General features: G+C 41.4%; 12 protein-coding genes and 2 tRNA genes. 12 read left to right on the forward strand and 2 right to left on the reverse strand.

Annotated features, from left to right (window positions below; genetic code table 11):
• The first annotated feature begins 62 nt into the window (after window positions 1-62).
• From CI959_RS13630 to CI959_RS13670, 9 genes are all read left to right on the forward strand, one after another.
• On the forward strand, window positions 63-1,538 hold the full coding sequence (locus tag CI959_RS13630; RefSeq protein WP_057317206.1) for an O-antigen polysaccharide polymerase Wzy family protein: 1,476 nt from the start codon (window positions 63-65) through the stop codon (window positions 1,536-1,538).
• Window positions 1,528-2,673 carry a glycosyltransferase family 4 protein gene (locus CI959_RS13635; protein WP_057317207.1) on the forward strand — a complete coding sequence of 382 codons (1,146 nt, stop codon included), beginning with the start codon at window positions 1,528-1,530 and terminating at the stop codon, window positions 2,671-2,673. The genes CI959_RS13630 and CI959_RS13635 overlap by 11 nt, the downstream gene beginning before the upstream one ends.
• A gap of 20 nt (window positions 2,674-2,693) precedes the next feature.
• Window positions 2,694-4,064, forward strand: a complete 1,371-nt coding sequence (locus CI959_RS13640; protein ID WP_057317208.1) for a bifunctional cytidylyltransferase/SDR family oxidoreductase — start codon at window positions 2,694-2,696, stop codon at window positions 4,062-4,064.
• A 2-nt stretch (window positions 4,065-4,066) separates the two neighbouring features.
• Window positions 4,067-4,975: a phosphorylcholine transferase LicD gene (locus CI959_RS13645; protein WP_011966606.1), complete on the forward strand. Its 909-nt coding sequence runs from the start codon at window positions 4,067-4,069 to the stop codon at window positions 4,973-4,975.
• Window positions 4,976-4,998: 23 nt separating this feature from the next.
• Window positions 4,999-6,186 carry a glycosyltransferase gene (locus tag CI959_RS13650; RefSeq protein WP_253282332.1) on the forward strand — a complete coding sequence of 396 codons (1,188 nt, stop codon included), beginning with the start codon at window positions 4,999-5,001 and terminating at the stop codon, window positions 6,184-6,186.
• A gap of 40 nt (window positions 6,187-6,226) precedes the next feature.
• Entirely contained in the window at window positions 6,227-7,426 is a 1,200-nt protein-coding gene (locus CI959_RS13655) for a DegT/DnrJ/EryC1/StrS aminotransferase family protein (RefSeq protein WP_057317216.1), read from the forward strand.
• Between the two features lie 15 nt (window positions 7,427-7,441).
• On the forward strand, window positions 7,442-8,032 hold the full coding sequence (locus CI959_RS13660) for a sugar transferase (protein WP_057317210.1): 591 nt from the start codon (window positions 7,442-7,444) through the stop codon (window positions 8,030-8,032).
• Between the two features lie 57 nt (window positions 8,033-8,089).
• A complete protein-coding gene (locus CI959_RS13665) occupies window positions 8,090-10,003 on the forward strand; it encodes a nucleoside-diphosphate sugar epimerase/dehydratase (protein WP_057317211.1) in 1,914 nt (637 codons plus the stop codon).
• A 144-nt stretch (window positions 10,004-10,147) separates the two neighbouring features.
• Complete coding sequence (locus CI959_RS13670) at window positions 10,148-13,447, forward strand: AsmA-like C-terminal region-containing protein (protein WP_081033153.1); 3,300 nt, start codon at window positions 10,148-10,150, stop codon at window positions 13,445-13,447.
• On the opposite strand, the gene rfbB is transcribed toward CI959_RS13670, so the two are convergent.
• Both rfbB and rfbC read right to left on the reverse strand, forming a co-directional pair.
• A complete protein-coding gene (rfbB, locus tag CI959_RS13675) occupies window positions 13,439-14,578 on the reverse strand; it encodes a dTDP-glucose 4,6-dehydratase (RefSeq protein ID WP_057317212.1) in 1,140 nt (379 codons plus the stop codon). The two genes, CI959_RS13670 and rfbB, sit on opposite strands and share 9 nt — an antisense overlap.
• Before the next feature lie 13 nt (window positions 14,579-14,591).
• The gene (rfbC, locus tag CI959_RS13680; protein WP_057317213.1) at window positions 14,592-15,149 is read right to left on the reverse strand and encodes a dTDP-4-dehydrorhamnose 3,5-epimerase; all 558 of its coding nucleotides are present in this window, start codon (window positions 15,147-15,149) and stop codon (window positions 14,592-14,594) included.
• A 166-nt stretch (window positions 15,150-15,315) separates the two neighbouring features.
• Here rfbC and CI959_RS13685 point away from each other — a divergent pair.
• From CI959_RS13685 to guaA, 3 genes are all read left to right on the forward strand, one after another.
• Window positions 15,316-15,387 (forward strand) — tRNA-Cys (locus tag CI959_RS13685).
• Window positions 15,388-15,446: 59 nt separating this feature from the next.
• A tRNA-Cys gene (locus tag CI959_RS13690) sits at window positions 15,447-15,518 on the forward strand.
• Between the two features lie 391 nt (window positions 15,519-15,909).
• Window positions 15,910-17,430, forward strand: coding sequence for a glutamine-hydrolyzing GMP synthase (gene guaA / locus CI959_RS13700; protein WP_009275897.1), 1,521 nt, complete (start codon window positions 15,910-15,912; stop codon window positions 17,428-17,430).
• Window positions 17,431-17,447 lie beyond the last annotated feature (17 nt).

A 17,447-nucleotide genomic window follows, 5' to 3' on the forward strand; every position in this document is an offset into this window, starting at 1 on the left:
CTTTTATCATAGTTTATGGATGTTTATATTTGTGGTTGTTCTTGAAAATAGATTGCTTTTAAATGAAAAAAATAAAACTTTTTATTGCCTTATTCTTGTTTTTGATACTTTTCCAGTTTTTTGTTTGGATACAAAACCCAAATGAAATAATAGTTTCGTTTATGAAGTATTATTCTTGTTTTATATATGTAGTGTGTGTTATAATATCATTTTGTTTTAAGACGAGGGTTGTTTTTCCATATATTCTTTATCTTTTTACATTTGGTGTTTTTATGATGTCTCGCATATTTTTAGATGCTTTTGAAGTAGAAAATGCTTTTTTTGATGTTGCAACGTGGGCTAATGATTGGTCTTTTTTTTCTTTGCCTATCAAATATGAGATGTTAAACGCTATTGTGTTTTATCTGTTATTTTCTTTTTTGGGCTTTTTGACTTCTAATTTGTTTATCGGTAAGTCCGGGTTTGATATGGATATAAAAGAAAATTCTCTAATGCTACAAATACGGAAAATAGGATTTTTTTTATTTATCGTTTTTTGTTTGCCTTATTTGGCTTATTTGTATCAGGCTGTATTGTATGTTGCTGATAATGGATATTTATCAGTGTATTTGAATGAATCTGAAACAACTGTTAGTAACCCCTTTTTACGAATTTGTGATGATCTTTGTGTTGCGGGTATATATTTGTATTTGAGTACATTCCCAATAGGTAAAAAATACGTTTTTGTCGTTGGATTTTATTTTGTTACATTGTTAATAATGCTGGGGACAGGTGGTAGAGGAGCTACGTTTTCTCAAATATTAATGTTTTTATCATATATAGTAATTCGTGGTATTAAAATAAATGTAAAGCGGGTATTAGTAATTGGCATAATAGGGGGTGGCTTAATATATATTGCTCAATTTGTTAGCAATTATCGCAATGACGGTTTTAATAGTGTAAAAGAAAAAAATGAAATTCAGTTTACACAATTATTGTATTCTTTTTTTTGGCAACAAGGTACTTCTATTCAAACTATAGGGCGAACAATACAACATGAAAATGAAGTTTCTAATGGATGGCTTTATTTTATAGGTCCTATTACGAACAGTTTTAGGGAGAATGTGGTGATGAAAAAAATTGGATTAGGAATACCTAATGGGCAAACTTTAGAAACGGTTAAGACTGGATATTCTTGGGCTGATAACCTTTCATACAGAGTTTCTCCTAAGTTCTATTTGACAGGGCATGGTATGGGAAGTAGTACAATAGCAGAGTGTTATGTTTTAGGATATATGTTTGGGATTATGATTGTGGGTTATATATATATATATATGATGATGTTGTTTATAAGTAAGTGTAAAAATCGATATTCATATATGTATCTACTATTTTATATGCTTCCTGCATTTTTTATATCTCCAAGATCTAGCCCTTTAACAGTAGTGACAAACTTATATCGACCACTTATTGTTTTATTTTGTATTCAATTGGCTTATTTTTTCAAGATGAAGTTTTGTTGTAATCGTTTTAAAGTTGTATTACGTGATGAAAAATGATCTTTTATTGAAAGATGCAATAACGAAAAATATCTTAATAATAACCCATGCTTTTCTTCCAGATTTAGATGGAGGAATCATTGTTGCTTATGATTATGCAAATCTTTTGGTAGACTTGGGTCATAAAGTGACTGTATTATCGAAGGAATATAAGAATCTAATCCAAAGTACTAAATTTACATATATTCAAGTACCCAATAAATATGGTGAGTATTTTTGGATGTATAATTATGGTACGTTCTTGAAAAATATGGATTTGGATGGTTTTGATCTTATCTTGTTGAATCAGTGTCCTTCGGCTGCTATAGCAGGAAAATATTTCTCAAAAGAACAATTGAGTAGAACTGTACCTATCATACAAGGTGTGGAGGTTGAATGGGTTTATAGAAATGTAGACCTGAAGAGTAATCTTTTCTATAACGTGTTTTTGAGGATGAAACATTATCATAGGAAGTGTTTGATGAGTTGTAGAAAGATTGTCTCGGTCAGTGATTTTCATAGACAAAAAGTAATCTCTGCCGGAGATTTTCAATCCATATCAAATAAATTTCAGGTAATCTATACAGGAATAGATAAAGAACTATTTAGGGAAATTCCTTCCGATTTTAGGAAGCAAATAGACGCTTTTGATAAAGATATATTGCTTACGGTTAGTAGGATAGAAAAGATGAAAGGTCTTGCGGAGATGTTATCTGTTTATAAGCGTTTGATAGAAAAAAATGACCGATATATATGGGTAATTATTGGTGATGGCCCTTATTTGCAATCGTTGAAGGAAGAGGTTAAAAGAGAAGGGTTAGCTACATCTGTTATTTTTTTAGGAAGAAGGAATAGGGATGAGTTGAGTTATTATTATTCTGCGGCTGATTGTTTTTGGTTACTGTCTAATTATGATGAATGTCTTCCTTTGGTTTATTTAGAGGCTCAAGCTTGTGGTATTCCTGCGATCGGACGTAAGAAAGGGGGGACGCAAGAAACGATCCGGAATCGTAGAACTGGTTTTCTTGTTAAGTCTGATGAGGAGTGCCTTGAGATTCTTTTAAATAGAGAATATAGGTATATTGAGAAAGATGCGCTTCGTGATTTTTCTGCTTCTTTTGATAAAATACAAGCGACTCAAAGTTTAATATCTTAAAGATTCATATTCTATACATCATGAGAAATATAGCTGTGGTTTTGGCCGGTGGTTTCGGTCAACGTTTAGGAGATGCGACACCTAAACAGTTCTTGAAGTTAGCGGGGAAAAAAGTGATTGAACATACGATAGATGTTTTCCAAAATCATCCGTTAATAGATGAGATCGTTGTGGTTTCTAATCCTAATTATGTGCAGGAGGTAGAGAATATCTTGGTGAAGAATGAATATTCCAAGATGAAGAAAATCCTCAAGGGAGGAAAGGAACGTTACCATTCAAGTTTAGCGGCGATTAATGCTTATGAGGAAGAGGTGAATATGATTTTCCACGATGCGGTTCGCCCATTGGTCAATGATCGTATTATATCTGATTGTATCAATGCCTTGAAAACGTATAATGCGGTGGATGTCGCGATCAAGACGACTGATACGATCATTCAAGTTGATGCGGCGGACCATATTACCGGAATACCTGCTAGGGAGTATTTGCGTAACGGACAGACTCCGCAAGCTTTTAAGCGTTCTACGATAAAACGAGCTTATGAATTGGCTTTAAAGGATGTTAGTTTTCAAACGACAGATGATTGTGGGGTTGTCTACAAGTATCTTCCGGAAGAATTCGTGTATGTAGTCAAGGGTGAACAGTTTAATATGAAATTGACTTACAAAGAAGATCTGTTTTTATTGGATAAATTGTTTCAGCTAAAATCAATCGCTCAACAGAATGAAACGGTAACTCCTAAGACTATAGCCGCTTTGCCTTCATCGGTTATCGTTGTTTTTGGCGGAAGCTATGGGATTGGGCTTGATATTATCCATATTTGTCGCCAGTACGGGGCGCATATCTATTCTTTCAGCCGTTCAGAGAATGGAGTGGATGTCTCCGATCCTGCTCTAGTGGCTGATGCTTTGAGAACTGTCATGGATAAGGAAGGACGTATAGATGCGGTTGTCAATACGGCTGGAGTCTTGAATCGGGAGCCATTGGCTACAATGACATATGAGGAGATTTGTAAAAGTATTCATGTGAATTATCTTGGAGCTGTTATTGTAGCAAGGGAATCTTATCCGTATTTAAAAATGAGCAAAGGGGCGTTGCTGCTGTTTACTTCCAGTTCTTATACGAGGGGGCGTCAATTATATAGCTTGTATTCATCTTCTAAAGCCGCTATCGTGAATTTTGTACAAGCGTTGAGTGAAGAGTGGCTGGATAGTGGTATTCGTATCAATTGTATTAATCCGGAACGGACTAAGACCCCTATGCGGGAGAGAAATTTTGGCATAGAACCGGAGGATACCTTGTTGAAATCAAGTGTTGTTGCGTCTGTGTCGGTGAATACTATATTTTCTTCCCTGACCGGAGAAGTGGTGGATGTTAAAAAAAGACTGTAAAGATGAAATCTGATAGTGAATTGATGAATGAGTTAGCTCATAAAACGAATTATTTACATGAGATGACATCTTCGGAGTCTTCTGCCATGAAGCGAGCTTTGTTGGATATATACAGGGATGTAGCGAAATTATGTGAAAAAGAAGGCTTGACATTAATGCTCAGTGGTGGAAGTTGTTTGGGAGCAGTCCGACATAAAGGTTTTATACCTTGGGATGATGATTTAGACGTAATGATGAGACGTGATGATTATGAAAGATTGATTCGATTGTGTAAGGAGGGGAGGTTAGGTGATAAATATGAGTTTGACTATCCTAATAAGGATGCTGACGCGAAAACAGTATTCTTGAAGATATATAGAAAGAACTCCTTTAATATAGAACTTTTCAATGAAAACTCTCCCTTCCCTAAAGGTTTATATATTGATGTATTTGCTTTAGATTCAGTACCTCAGTCTAAGTTCATGCAAGCCATGAAAGGTTTTGTTGCCAATGTAATCCAGTTTATATCCATTATGGTTTTGTATGCGCAGTATCCTAGTAAGTCTTTGTCTGAATTTGTATCTCTAGATTCATCGTTAAAGAGAAGATATCAGATTAAGAAAATCATGGGATCTTTCTTCGGAATTATTCCACATGCAAAATGGGTTTATTGGTTTGATCGTTTTGTGGCTTCTTCAAAGAATGGTAACCCTCTAGGTATTCCTACTGGTAGAAAATATTATAATGGAGAAATATTTGATGCTTCTGTATATTTTCCTCCAAAAGAGGCTTTGTTTGAAGGAGAAATCGTTTATATACCTGCTGACTATGATCGGTATTTGACAAATCTTTATCATGATTATATGCAATTGCCTCCGGTAGAAAAAAGAGAGAGGCATTTTATTTTGAAGTTTCAATTGCCTAATGATTAAATTGTGAGCAAATTATTTGTGTCATGGATTCTCGTAAACGTATTCTTGTAATTAGTTCTAAACGTCCATTTCCAGTTCAAGACGGAGCTTCTATTCGTACATCTCAAATGATTCGGATGTTGTCACAAATATTTGAAGTTGATTTGGTATATACTTGTAATCCTTATAAAACATTTGCGGATCTAACTGAGTTGCGTTGTTTTTGTCGACAAGTAAGTGAATTCTTAGAGCCCAAGTGGAAATGTATATTACGCGCATTGTTGGGCTTTTTTAAATCTAGACCATTACAATGTAGTTATTTTTATTCTCCGAGGATGATGAGTTATATACAGGAACATTTATCTTTGTATGATTATGTTTTTTGTAATAATATTAGAACAGTTCCGTACGTTGATGGAAGTAAGTGTAATAAGATAATTGATTATGTTGATGCTATTTCAATGAACTATATTGGAGCTTCTTTAAAAGCGAATTGGATATGGAGACTGGTTTATAAATTCGAGGCAAATCGATTAATTAGTTACGAGAATAAAGTTTTAAAATCTTTTGATAAATTTATTATTATATCCGATGTCGATCGTCAGTTTATTTTGAGGCATGCAGATCTAGAAATTTCAAATAAACATATTGAGGTAATCGGTAATAGTGTTGATTTTGACGATCAACTTATTATTCCTAATGATTCTCGAAATATTGTTTTTGTAGGATCTATGTTTTATGAACCAAATATAGTTGCTGTAACGACTTTTGTTCGATATGTACTACCTCTTATTTTGCTTTTGGATCCATCCGTTCGTTTTTATATTGTAGGCTCTCGACCATCTGCCTCTGTTTGTCGACTTGCATCTGAGCATGTTATTATTACGGGGTTTGTCGATGATCCTAAGTTTTATTTGAAGAAAGCTTCTGTTGTGGTGGTTCCTATGTATTCTGGAGCTGGAGTACAAAATAAAATTATTGAAGCGATGTCAATCGGTTGCTGTGTTGTGACAACTGAAATTGGAGCAGAAGGACTGGAGGGGATTGTTGATGGAGAACATATCTTTATCCGAACTCATTTTCAAGAAATGGCTGATACTATTATAAAATTAATGGATGATCGTTCTCTAAGAGAAAAAATAGGTAAGCAAGCGAAAAAATATATTGCAGATAATCTAACATTTGATCATATTTATGATAAATTCAAAAAAGTTTTTTACAATTTTGATTGAATGATTAATAATGATAATAAACTTGTATGAAGTTATGAGTATAAAAAAAATTCCTTTTTCTCCTCCTGATATAACTGAAAGTGAGGTTAATTTAGTATCAGAGGCTCTTCGTTCCGGTTGGATCACTACGGGGCCTAAGACAAAAGAATTTGAGAGATTAATTGCCTTGTGTTGTCAGACGGAGCAAGCTGTATGCTTGAATTCGGCTACGGCTTGTATGGAGTTGATATTGCGTGTTTTGGGCGTTGGACAAGGAGACGAGGTGATTACTCCCGCTTATACGTATACCGCTACCGCAAGTGTAACTTGTCATGTGGGGGCAAAGGTTGTCATGGTAGATACCGCTCCTGATTCGTTTGAGATGGATTATGATAAGTTGGCAGATGCGATCACGGAGAGGACAAAGGTGGTTCTGCCTGTTGATCTTGCCGGTGTGGTTTGTGATTATGATAAGATATTCGCTGCCGTAGAGAGCAAGAAACATTTGTTTTCGCCAGCGAACGATATCCAGAAGGCGTACGGTCGGGTTATCGTACTTGCGGATGCCGCTCATGCTTTTGGTGCCAAATGGCATGGAAAGATGTGTGGTGAGATCGCTGATTTTACTTCGTTTTCCTTCCATGCCGTGAAAAACCTTACGACAGCAGAGGGAGGTGCGTTGACTTGGAGAAATCATGATGGAGTTGATAACGAGTCTCTTTATAAACAGTTTCAATTGCTTTCCCTTCATGGGCAGAACAAGGATGCGCTTGCTAAAACGAGGTTGGGGGCATGGGAGTATGATATTGTCGCTCCGTATTATAAGTGTAATATGACGGATGTGATGGCGGGTATTGGTCTTGCGCAGTTGAAGCGTTATCCGGAAATGCTGTATCGTCGTCGTCAGATTATTGAGAGGTATAATGAAGGACTGAAGGGGTGCGATGTGCAGGTCTTGGATCATTTTGGTGATGACTATTCTTCGAGTGGACATTTGTATCTTGTACGTTTGCTTGGTGAGGATGTGGAATATCGAAATGCAGTGATAGAACGGATGGCTGAACGTGGGATCGCTTGTAACGTACATTATAAGCCTTTACCTATGATGACGGCCTATAAAAATTTAGGCTTTGATATCGCAAATTATCCGAATGCTTATAACCAATACCATAATGAGATTACTTTACCTTTACACACCAGTCTTACGGATGAGGATGTGGAGTATGTGATTTCCAATTTTGTTGACATTATTTCCCAATAAAATAATCCAAACGATTTGAAACGTATATTTGATATTGTTGCGAGCGGGATAGGGCTTATCTTGCTTAGTCCTCTATTTATCATTTTGACAATTTGGATTAAGTGTGATTCTATCGGTCCAGTCTTTTATAAGCAAGTTCGTGTGGGGCGTAATAATATGGATTTTCAGCTATTTAAATTCCGTAGCATGTGTGTGGGTTCAGATAAGAAAGGACTTATTACTGTAGGTGGACATGATCCTCGGATTACTCGGTCCGGCTATTATATCCGTAAATACAAATTGGATGAATTTCCTCAATTGATTAATGTGTTTAAAGGGGATATGAGTTTGGTTGGTCCTCGTCCAGAAGTTCGTAAGTATGTTGATATGTATACGGAAGAACAAATGCATGTGTTGGATGTTAGGCCGGGCATTACTGATTTGGCTTCTATTCGGTATCGAAATGAGAATGAACTTCTTGAACGGGTTAATGATCCAGATAAGTATTATGTTGAAGTAATAATGCCAGATAAATTGCGTATTAATCTGGAATATGTTGCCAGACATTCCTTTACTTTCGATATAAGATTGATATTTCAAACATTTAGAGCTATTGTATCGAAATAGCCCAAAAGAGCTTTTATTCTATAGATTATTCGTGTAACTACATAAACAAGAATTGATATGAGGGATCCTTTTTCTCGACTATCTACCTGGTACTTTTCCAAGAAATCCTTACCCTATTGGGGTATTATCTTGCTGGATTGCTGCTTGATCTTATTTTCCGGCTTATTGGTGTATACCTTGAATAATGGTGTGTTGTCGACCTTGGATATCTTAGGACATCTATTGGTCACGCTGTTGGTATGCCTGATTCCTTATCTGGTAGGCTTTCGCCTGTTCCATACCTATTCGGGGATTATACGTTATTCCTCTTTCGTGGACTTGCAAAAGGTGGGATTCGCCGTTTTGTTTGGCTTGATTTGCGTAGTCGTGTTTCAGGCGTTGACGGACTTTTCTCCTTATTTGGTGTATATCCGTAAACGGGATCTGATCCTCTCCGCATTGTTGGCTATGAGCTTGATGTGGATGATGCGTGTGTTCGTGAAATATTTTTATGTAAGTACTTTTCGTGTGGCTAAGGCTGAGCGTGCCTTTATCTATGGCGTGAAGCAAGGTGGGGTGAGTTTGGCGAAAAGTATCCAGAATCAAGATCCGGCCCGGTTTGTGCTGGCTGGATTTATCTCGGACATGGCTGAGATTGGGAATCGGTATTTAATGGGAGTCAAGGTTTATCCGAATAACGAGGATTTGATTGGTGTGATGAGAAGGCTGCAAGCCGATGTTTTGTTGGTATCTCCCTTAAAGGTTGAGGCGATCCGGAATAATCAGGAGATGGTGGACAGGCTGATCAAGGCGAATATAAAGATCTATATGACTCCTGCCGCCCAAGAGTGGGACGGGAGGAGCGACTTGAGCCATACCCAGTTGAGGGAGGTGAATATAGAGGATTTACTGCCCCGTGATAAGATCGAGATAGACTTGGAGGCGGTGAGGAAGCAGCTTACCGGTAAGCGGATTCTGATAACAGGAGCCGCCGGGAGTATCGGTAGCGAGATCGTGCGGCAGGTTGCCCAGTTCGCCCCGGAACGTATGGTCTTGATAGATCAGGCGGAGACCCCCTTGCACGATGTCCGCTTGATGATGGCTCGTCAGTGGTCGAATATAGAATCCTATACGGTTGTGAGCGATATTTGTGTGCGTGAACGCATGGAGGAGCTGTTCGAGGAGCATCGTCCGGATTACGTGTTTCATGCCGCGGCCTACAAGCATGTACCTATGATGGAGGATAATCCGGAGGAGAGTGTCCGCAACAACGTGGACGGTACCCGGGTGATCGCAGACTTGTCGGTGAAATACGGCACGAGGAAGTTCGTGATGGTATCGACCGACAAGGCGGTGAATCCCACGAACGTGATGGGCTGCTCGAAACGTATTTGCGAGATCTACGTGCAGAGCTTGGATCAGGCTATTAAGGATGGGAAGGTGAGGGGTCGTACGCAATTCGTGACGACTCGTTTCGGCAATGTGCTGGGATCGAACGGTTCCGTGATCCCGTTATTCAAGGAGCAGATCAAGCGGGGTGGTCCGGTGACGGTGACGCACAAGGATATCATTCGTTTCTTCATGCTGATACCGGAGGCTTGTAAGCTAGTCCTAGAGGCCGGTACGATGGGTAATGGGGGCGAGATCTTCGTGTTCGATATGGGTAAACCTGTACGGATCGTGGATCTGGCTGAGCGGATGATCCGTCTGAGCGGGGTGAAGGGAATCGAGATCCGGTTCACGGGATTGCGAGACGGGGAGAAGTTGTATGAGGAGGTACTCAACGAGGAGGAGACCTCCAAGCCTACTTTTCATCCGAAGATCAAGATCGCCCAAGTCCGTGCGTATGATTATGCGGACGCCAATCTGCGGATTGATGCCTTGGTACATGCTTGTGCCGTGGAGGGGGATATGCAGATCGTGAAGCGGATGAAGGAGATTGTTCCTGAGTTCAAGAGCCAGCATTCTAAATACGAGGTTCTGGATAAATGAATTGTAGAAAAATAAATAAGATGTAAAAAGAAGGTCTCTCATTGCGGGGGGCCTTTTTTTATGAGATAAGCGTTGTCTTTGGGATAGTATTTCGTATTTTTGCTCATACAATTTAATTAGTGTTGTTTGTGATAAGATGAAGGAATGAGTATGGTACGAATAAGAAAGATATTGCTGGTTGTTGTGTCTGCGTTGGTCGGGATCTTTTTCATACTTCCCTTGATCGGGGTTGGTATACTGAAATGGGCGGTCTTACCCCCGGAAAAGCTGACACCTCTGGTCGTAGAGAAAACAAACGAATTTATTGAGGCTCATTTGGAATGTGAGCGGGTGGAGTTGACTTATTTTGAGACGTATCCTTATCTGGGAGTGAAGTTGACGAATGGGCGTTTGATCTCACATCTGGCTGAGGATTCTATAGGCTATCAGGGGGATTTGATGATTCCTTCGGATTCCTTGTTGTCTTTCAAAAAAGCGATCGTCGTATTTAACCCTACGGATTATCTGTTTAGCGGGAAAGTGACGATTCCTCGGGTTATCATGGATAGTATCCGTTTTTATGGTTATGTGAATGAGGAGGGAAAGGCGAATTGGGAGATTTATCAAAGTGAGATGGATTCGGTAGATGAATCATCGTCATCTCCATTGCCTAAAATAGATTTGCAGCAAGTGCATATTACGAATGGGCATTTTGTCTATGATGACCGGCAGCAGGATTTATATACGGCGATCGATGGTTTCTTTTTACATATAGACGGCCTTTTGACCCAACGAGGAAATAAGTTGGATGTGGAGACCGGTTCTTCCTCGATCGTATTCCGTAGCCCGTCTTATTCTTTGGCGAATAAGTTAGCGTTACGCTTCAAGGGACGTTTGTTGTTGGCTGACGGACTTCACCGGATTGGGTTGAGGAACGCGGAGTTGCTGGTGAATAACCTGCCTTTTACGGCGGATGGCTTTATGGTGCCGGCTACCGAGGATAATCCGTCACGGATCGATATGACTTTCGGGTTGAAGGTTTCCGATATGAATGATCTCTTACATTTTATTCCGGATGAATATTTTAAGGATCGGGATAAAACACTTGCTGAGGGACGTATTATTTTGGAAGGGGATATCCGTGGAGAATTAGGGGATAGTATCGTTCCGACCGTGAACTTATGCTGCAAGATAGAGGATGGTTCTTATCATGTAAAAGGTATTGAACAGGGGATCGATACCTTGCGCATGGACGTGGATTTACATTTGAATGGCGCTTACCCGGATTCTTCGTATGTCTCTTTGGAGGAGCTGACATTGATCGGGTTGAATACCTCGCTGACCATGAGTAGCGAGGTTAGGGATATCTGGAGGAATCCCGCGATTCGGGCGGAGATGAAAGGGCAGGTCGATTTTACCCGTTTGGCTAAAGAGTTCTTGAATCCCGACACACTGCTGCTGGAGGGTACCGTGATGGCTGATTTATCTACGGTGTTTAAGGTGGATGATATCGTGAATAGCCGCTTCGCCAAGGTCAAATCATCCGGCAATTTGACGGTTGATCGCTTCAAGGCGTTTAGTAAGCCGTTAGGCGTGGATATGTATATCGCTGGGGCGAATCTGTTTGTAGGATCTACGGAAAATGAAAGTAAATATCTGAATGCGAAAGGATTGTTGAGCGCTAATCTATCGGTGGATACCTTGAATATAAAGTATAAGGATGAGATCAGTACGAATATCGGTGGATTGAAGATGGTAGCCAATACGACGCCGGTTATTGATACAACGGCTGTTATCCCTATGACTGCAGGGTTGGAATTTGATCATTTGCGCACCAAGTTGCCGGATTCTACCTGGATGGTGGCCGGTAAGACCGTGTTGAAAGGGGGCATCAAGGCTTCTTCTACAGATAAACGGATCCCTATGGCGGGAGCTACGATCTCGGTGGACACCTTAAAATATATTCTTATCCCTTTACGGACGGGTATGGTTCTGACGGAAAGCCAGTTCTCTTTGGAAGCATTACCTTATCGGCAAGCGATCCGTCAACAACGTGAACGCCGTATTGCCGCCGGTGATACCTTGCGCAGGCGCACGCAGACCACCCGAAGGGCGAATAGACAGCGGTCGCAAGTGGATTCGGTCGCTTCCTCAAACAGTGTCTTACGCCAATGGGAGGCTCGGGGACAAGTGAGGTTTAAGCAATTGAGGGGCTTTAGCCGCTTATTCCCCATTCCGATGTATATTGATGAGACAAGCGTGAATTTCAATACTAACAATATGACGTTGAGTGGTGCCCGCCTGCATTTAGGAAAGAGCGATCTTACTTTGAGCGGAGAGCTTAGCGGCATCCGGCGGGCCATGCTACGGGGAGGAAAGCTGAAAGCGAATTTCGAGTTGGAATCCGATCTGATCGATTGTAACCAGTTGATGCTAGCTATAGGTAAAGGTTTGCAGTTTTCTGATCAATTGGCATCCAACTCGGTTAGGGCCTTCTCGGAAGACAGTATCTCCGTACTGGAGACGGATCATCTATTAGCGAATACCGTGGATAGTGTCGCTACGGATTCGATCTCTCAACTATTTGTCGTTCCGAAATTCTTGGATCTGACGCTTCATACAAATGCTAAAAAAATAGATTTTAAGGATCTGAAGTTGGAGGATGTGAAAGGTGAGGTTGTAATCCGGGATCAAAGTATCAATCTGAGCGATTTATGTATGAGCTCGAATATCGGTTCCGGAGATCTGACGATGGTTTATACGACCAAAACAGATCAAGAGGCGACTATGGGATTTGAGTTGTCCTTAAATGATATTTTAGTGGAACGGTTAATCAGTTTATTCCCGGATATCGACACATTGGTCCCTATGCTTCGTTCGTTCGAAGGCATGGTAGATTGCCAGATGACGGCTACTTGCAAGGCGGATTCTACGATGTCCGTGTTGCTGCCGTCTGTAAATGCCTCTTGCTACCTGAGCGGAAAGAATATGGTGTTGCTGGATGGTGAGACATTTACCGAGATATCGAAGACGCTGATGTTCAAGAATAAAAAACGGAATATGATCGATAGTATAGCGGTAGATTTAGCGATCCATGATAACAAGATCGAGGTATTCCCATTCTTGGTGGAGATGGACCGGTATAAAGTAGCCGTAGGAGGAACGCATAATTTGGATATGACGTTCGATTACCATCTCTCGGTTTTAAAATCGCCGGTACCGTTTAAGTTGGGTATCGATATAAAAGGGAATCTGGATGATTTCAAGTTCAAGATAGTGAAATGTAAATATAAAGATTTCTTGAAACCTGCCAAGCAAGCGGAACTGGATAGTACCCGCAGGAATGTGCGTGAGGAGATACGCGAGACGATCCGGAAACAAATAAGAGAGGCCGCTCCCGAATTAGGAAACAGCCTCTCTGAGATTCATCCACATACACACGGTCACGTTGAGGAATCAACGTGATCCATACATTTGCTCGTAATATTTCATGTAATCTCCACCGGTGATATCCTCTACCCATTTTTGGTTCTCAAGATACCAACGGATGGTTTTTACGATACCGACCTCGAAGCAGGTCTCTGGTGTCCAGCCTAATTCGTTGGTGATCTTCGTCGGGTCGATGGCGTATCGTTGATCATGGCCCAGACGGTCTTTCACGAATGTAATCAAGCTGTCGTTGATCCAGTCGATAGAGATTTGTCCATCGGCACCGATCTCTTTTTTCTTTAATACTTGGCGATATTCCGGTTGTTCGGTCATTAGTTGATGGATCGTCCGGATCGTGAGTTTCACGATCTCGATGTTCTGCTTCTCGTTATGACCGCCTACGTTGTAAACCTCTCCCACACGCCCGTGGTGGATTACGGCGTCGATCGCCTTGCAATGATCCTCTACATATAACCAGTCGCGTACGTTTGTGCCGTCACCATATACAGGTAGGGATTTACCTTCCAATATGTTCTTTATGATTAAGGGAATCAATTTTTCCGGGAAATGGTAAGGTCCGTAGTTGTTGGAACAACGGGTAATAGATACCGGCATCTTATATGTCTCGTGATAAGCCTTTACGAATAAGTCCGCGCTTGTCTTGGAGGCGCTGTACGGGCTTCGGGGATCTAAAGGCGTGGTCTCGTGGAAATACCCTTCGGCACCTAGGCTTCCATAGACCTCATCGGTAGAGACTTGATGGAAACGTACACCTTCACGCCATACCGGATAACCAGTCTCGGCCTTACCGGTAACCCATGCTTTTCGTGCGGCGTCCAATAGGTTTTGTGTACCAAGGATGTTGGTTTGCAGGAATAGCTGGGGATTTTCGATGCTTCGGTCTACATGACTTTCAGCGGCGAAGTTCACGACATAATCGAAGTTGTATTTCTCGAATAGCTGGTCGGCCAAGGCACGGTCGCAAATATCGCCTTTCACGAACTCGCAACGTACTCCATCGATATCCTCAGCGATGGTGCCCAAATTACCTGCGTAAGTCAGCAAGTCTAGGACAACGATCTTGATATCGTCATATTTCGCCAGCATATGTTTGATAAAATTGGCACCGATAAAACCGGCGGCACCGGTAACTAGGTAAGTTTTCATATCTGTACAGTGTTTAGTATTTGAAATTAAGCTCAGCGTCTTTCAGCGATGGAGCCTTGGTGTCTTTCTCGGATAGGTTGATCGATTCCGGATCTGTGATGCTCCAATCTACATGGACTGTGGGATCGTCATAGCGGATTCCCCGTTCATGCGTCGGAGTATATGGATTATCTACTTTATAGGTAAAGATAGCCTCGTCACTTAATACATGGAATCCATGGGCGAATCCCTGTGGAATAAATAACTGGCGTTTATTCTCGTCCGATAACTCTACAGCTATATATTTGCCGAATGTGGGCGAGCCTTCACGTACATCTACGGCTACATCCAATACCCGTCCTTTGATCACCCTGACTAATTTAGATTGAGAATAGGGCGCTAGCTGATAGTGTAATCCTCGTAATACGCCTTTAGAGGAGCAAGATTCGTTGTCTTGCACGAACTGGATTTTTCCGATATGCTCCTCGAATTCCGCTTGCTTAAAAGCTTCCATAAAGTATCCGCGCGCATCTTTCAATACCTTTGGCTCAATGATCCATACGCCCGGTATTACAGTTTCTGTATAAGTCATTTTTTCGTTATTTATCTATTTGATAGGCAAAGGTAAGCTCATTTTCTCTACTTCTATAATATTCGGAGGGAAAAATAAAAAAGAAAGGAAAAGTTTGGTAATTCCAATATTATTATCTTTCTTTGCACTCGCAAAACGAAAGCAGTTGTTTTGTGTTAGAAGTTATGGTTCCTTGGATGAGTGGCTTAGTCAGCGGTCTGCAAAACCGTGTACGGCGGTTCGAATCCGCCAGGAACCTCTTGGTAATTGAAAATTCAGTATTAAGAATTGAAAATTACTTTTATTTTTGATTAATTCGGTTCCTTGGATGAGTGGCTTAGTCAGTGGTCTGCAAAACCATGTACGGCGGTTCGAATCCGCCAGGAACCTCGGAGGAAAGCCTCGAAGTTGTTTGTAATGAACGCTTCGAGGCTTTTTTTGTTTTGTCCGTTTGTAACTCTCGCCGGGTTGTCGGGCGGTTCGCTGTTTTCATGGCTTCCCTAGGCCGGATCCTTAGGGGGATTTGTGGTTTTCCTCTTGAGGTATTCATCTTCTAATGGCTGTTGCATGATCGTCCACCATCCGTTGCATGATCATGTAACAGTTGGTGGACGATCGTGCAACGGATGGTGGATAATGAATGTCTCAGGAGGAAAGGCGTAATAGGACAAAGGAAGATCCTTTAAAAGTATCGTGATAAGGAAGAATATTTGCCCAGTGTGTTTATGCTTCCCGAATTTATTACTACCTTTGCGCCACTCAATTAAATAATCATAATTGCATGCACGAGAAACTTATTATTCTTGATTTCGGCTCGCAGACAACCCAGCTTATCGGCCGTAGGGTCAGAGAGTTGAATATGTATTGTGAGATCGTTCCTTATAACAAATTCCCGCATGACGCTACCGACGTGAAAGGTGTGATCCTTTCCGGAAGTCCTTATTCCGTATACGACGAGAATGCCTTTAAGGCTGATTTGACCGAGATACGGGGGAAGTATCCCGTCTTAGGTATTTGTTATGGAGCGCAGTTTCTAGCTTATACATCCGGAGGTAATGTGGAACCGGCTAATTCACGTGAGTATGGACGTGCTAATTTGTCGCACATTGATGGTGAGGATGAATTACTGAAAGGGATCCATGTGGGTTCACAGATATGGATGTCTCATGGGGATACGATTACCGTATTGCCGGATAATTTCAAGGTGATCGCCAGCACGGACGACGTGAGGGCTGCCGCTTACCATGTGGAAGGTGAGAAAACGTGGGGCGTTCAGTTTCATCCGGAAGTATTCCATTCGACAGACGGTACGAAGTTGCTGGATAACTTCTTGAATATTTGCGGATGCGCCAAGGATTGGACACCGGCTTCCTTTATCGAATCTACCGTAGCTGAGTTGAAGGAGCAATTGGGAGATGACAAGGTGATCTTGGCTCTTTCCGGCGGTGTGGATTCATCTGTTACGGCCGTATTGCTGAATAAGGCGATCGGTAAGAACTTGACTTGCATTTTCGTGGATCATGGTTTGCTGCGCAAGAATGAGTTCGAGAACGTAATGAGGGATTATGAGCATTTAGGATTGAACGTGATCGGCGTAAACGCAAAAGATAAGTTCTATAAAGAACTAGCGGGCGTTACGGAACCGGAGAAGAAACGTAAGATCATCGGCAAAGGATTTATCGATGTCTTCGATGAGGAGGCGCATAAGCTGAAAGATATCAAGTGGCTGGGGCAAGGTACGATTTATCCGGATGTGATTGAGTCGCTTTCTATCACAGGTACGGTTATCAAGAGCCATCATAATGTGGGCGGACTTCCGGATACGATGAACTTGAAACTCGTCGAGCCGCTTCGTCTTCTTTTCAAGGATGAGGTTCGCCGTGTTGGTATGGAGTTGGGTATGCAACCGCATTTGATCAAGCGCCATCCGTTCCCGGGACCGGGATTGGGTATCCGTATCTTGGGTGATATCACGCCGGAAAAGGTACGTATCCTGCAAGATGCTGACGATATCTATATGTCATTGATGCGTGAGTGGGGACTTTACGATAAGATTTGGCAAGCTGGGGTAATCTTACTTCCGATTCAATCCGTAGGTGTAATGGGCGATGAGCGTACCTATGAGAATACGGTAGCTTTACGTGCGGTAACTTCCACGGACGCTATGACCGCCGATTGGGCGCAGCTTCCGTACGAGTTCCTCGCCAAAGTTTCCAACGAGATTATCAATAAGGTGAAAGGCGTGAATAGAGTCGTGTACGACATCAGCTCGAAGCCGCCTGCAACCATCGAGTGGGAGTGACATTTGTCTTAGGTATA

This window comes from Parabacteroides sp. AT13 (genome assembly GCF_002272965.1).
GTDB lineage: Bacteria > Bacteroidota > Bacteroidia > Bacteroidales > Tannerellaceae > Parabacteroides > Parabacteroides distasonis.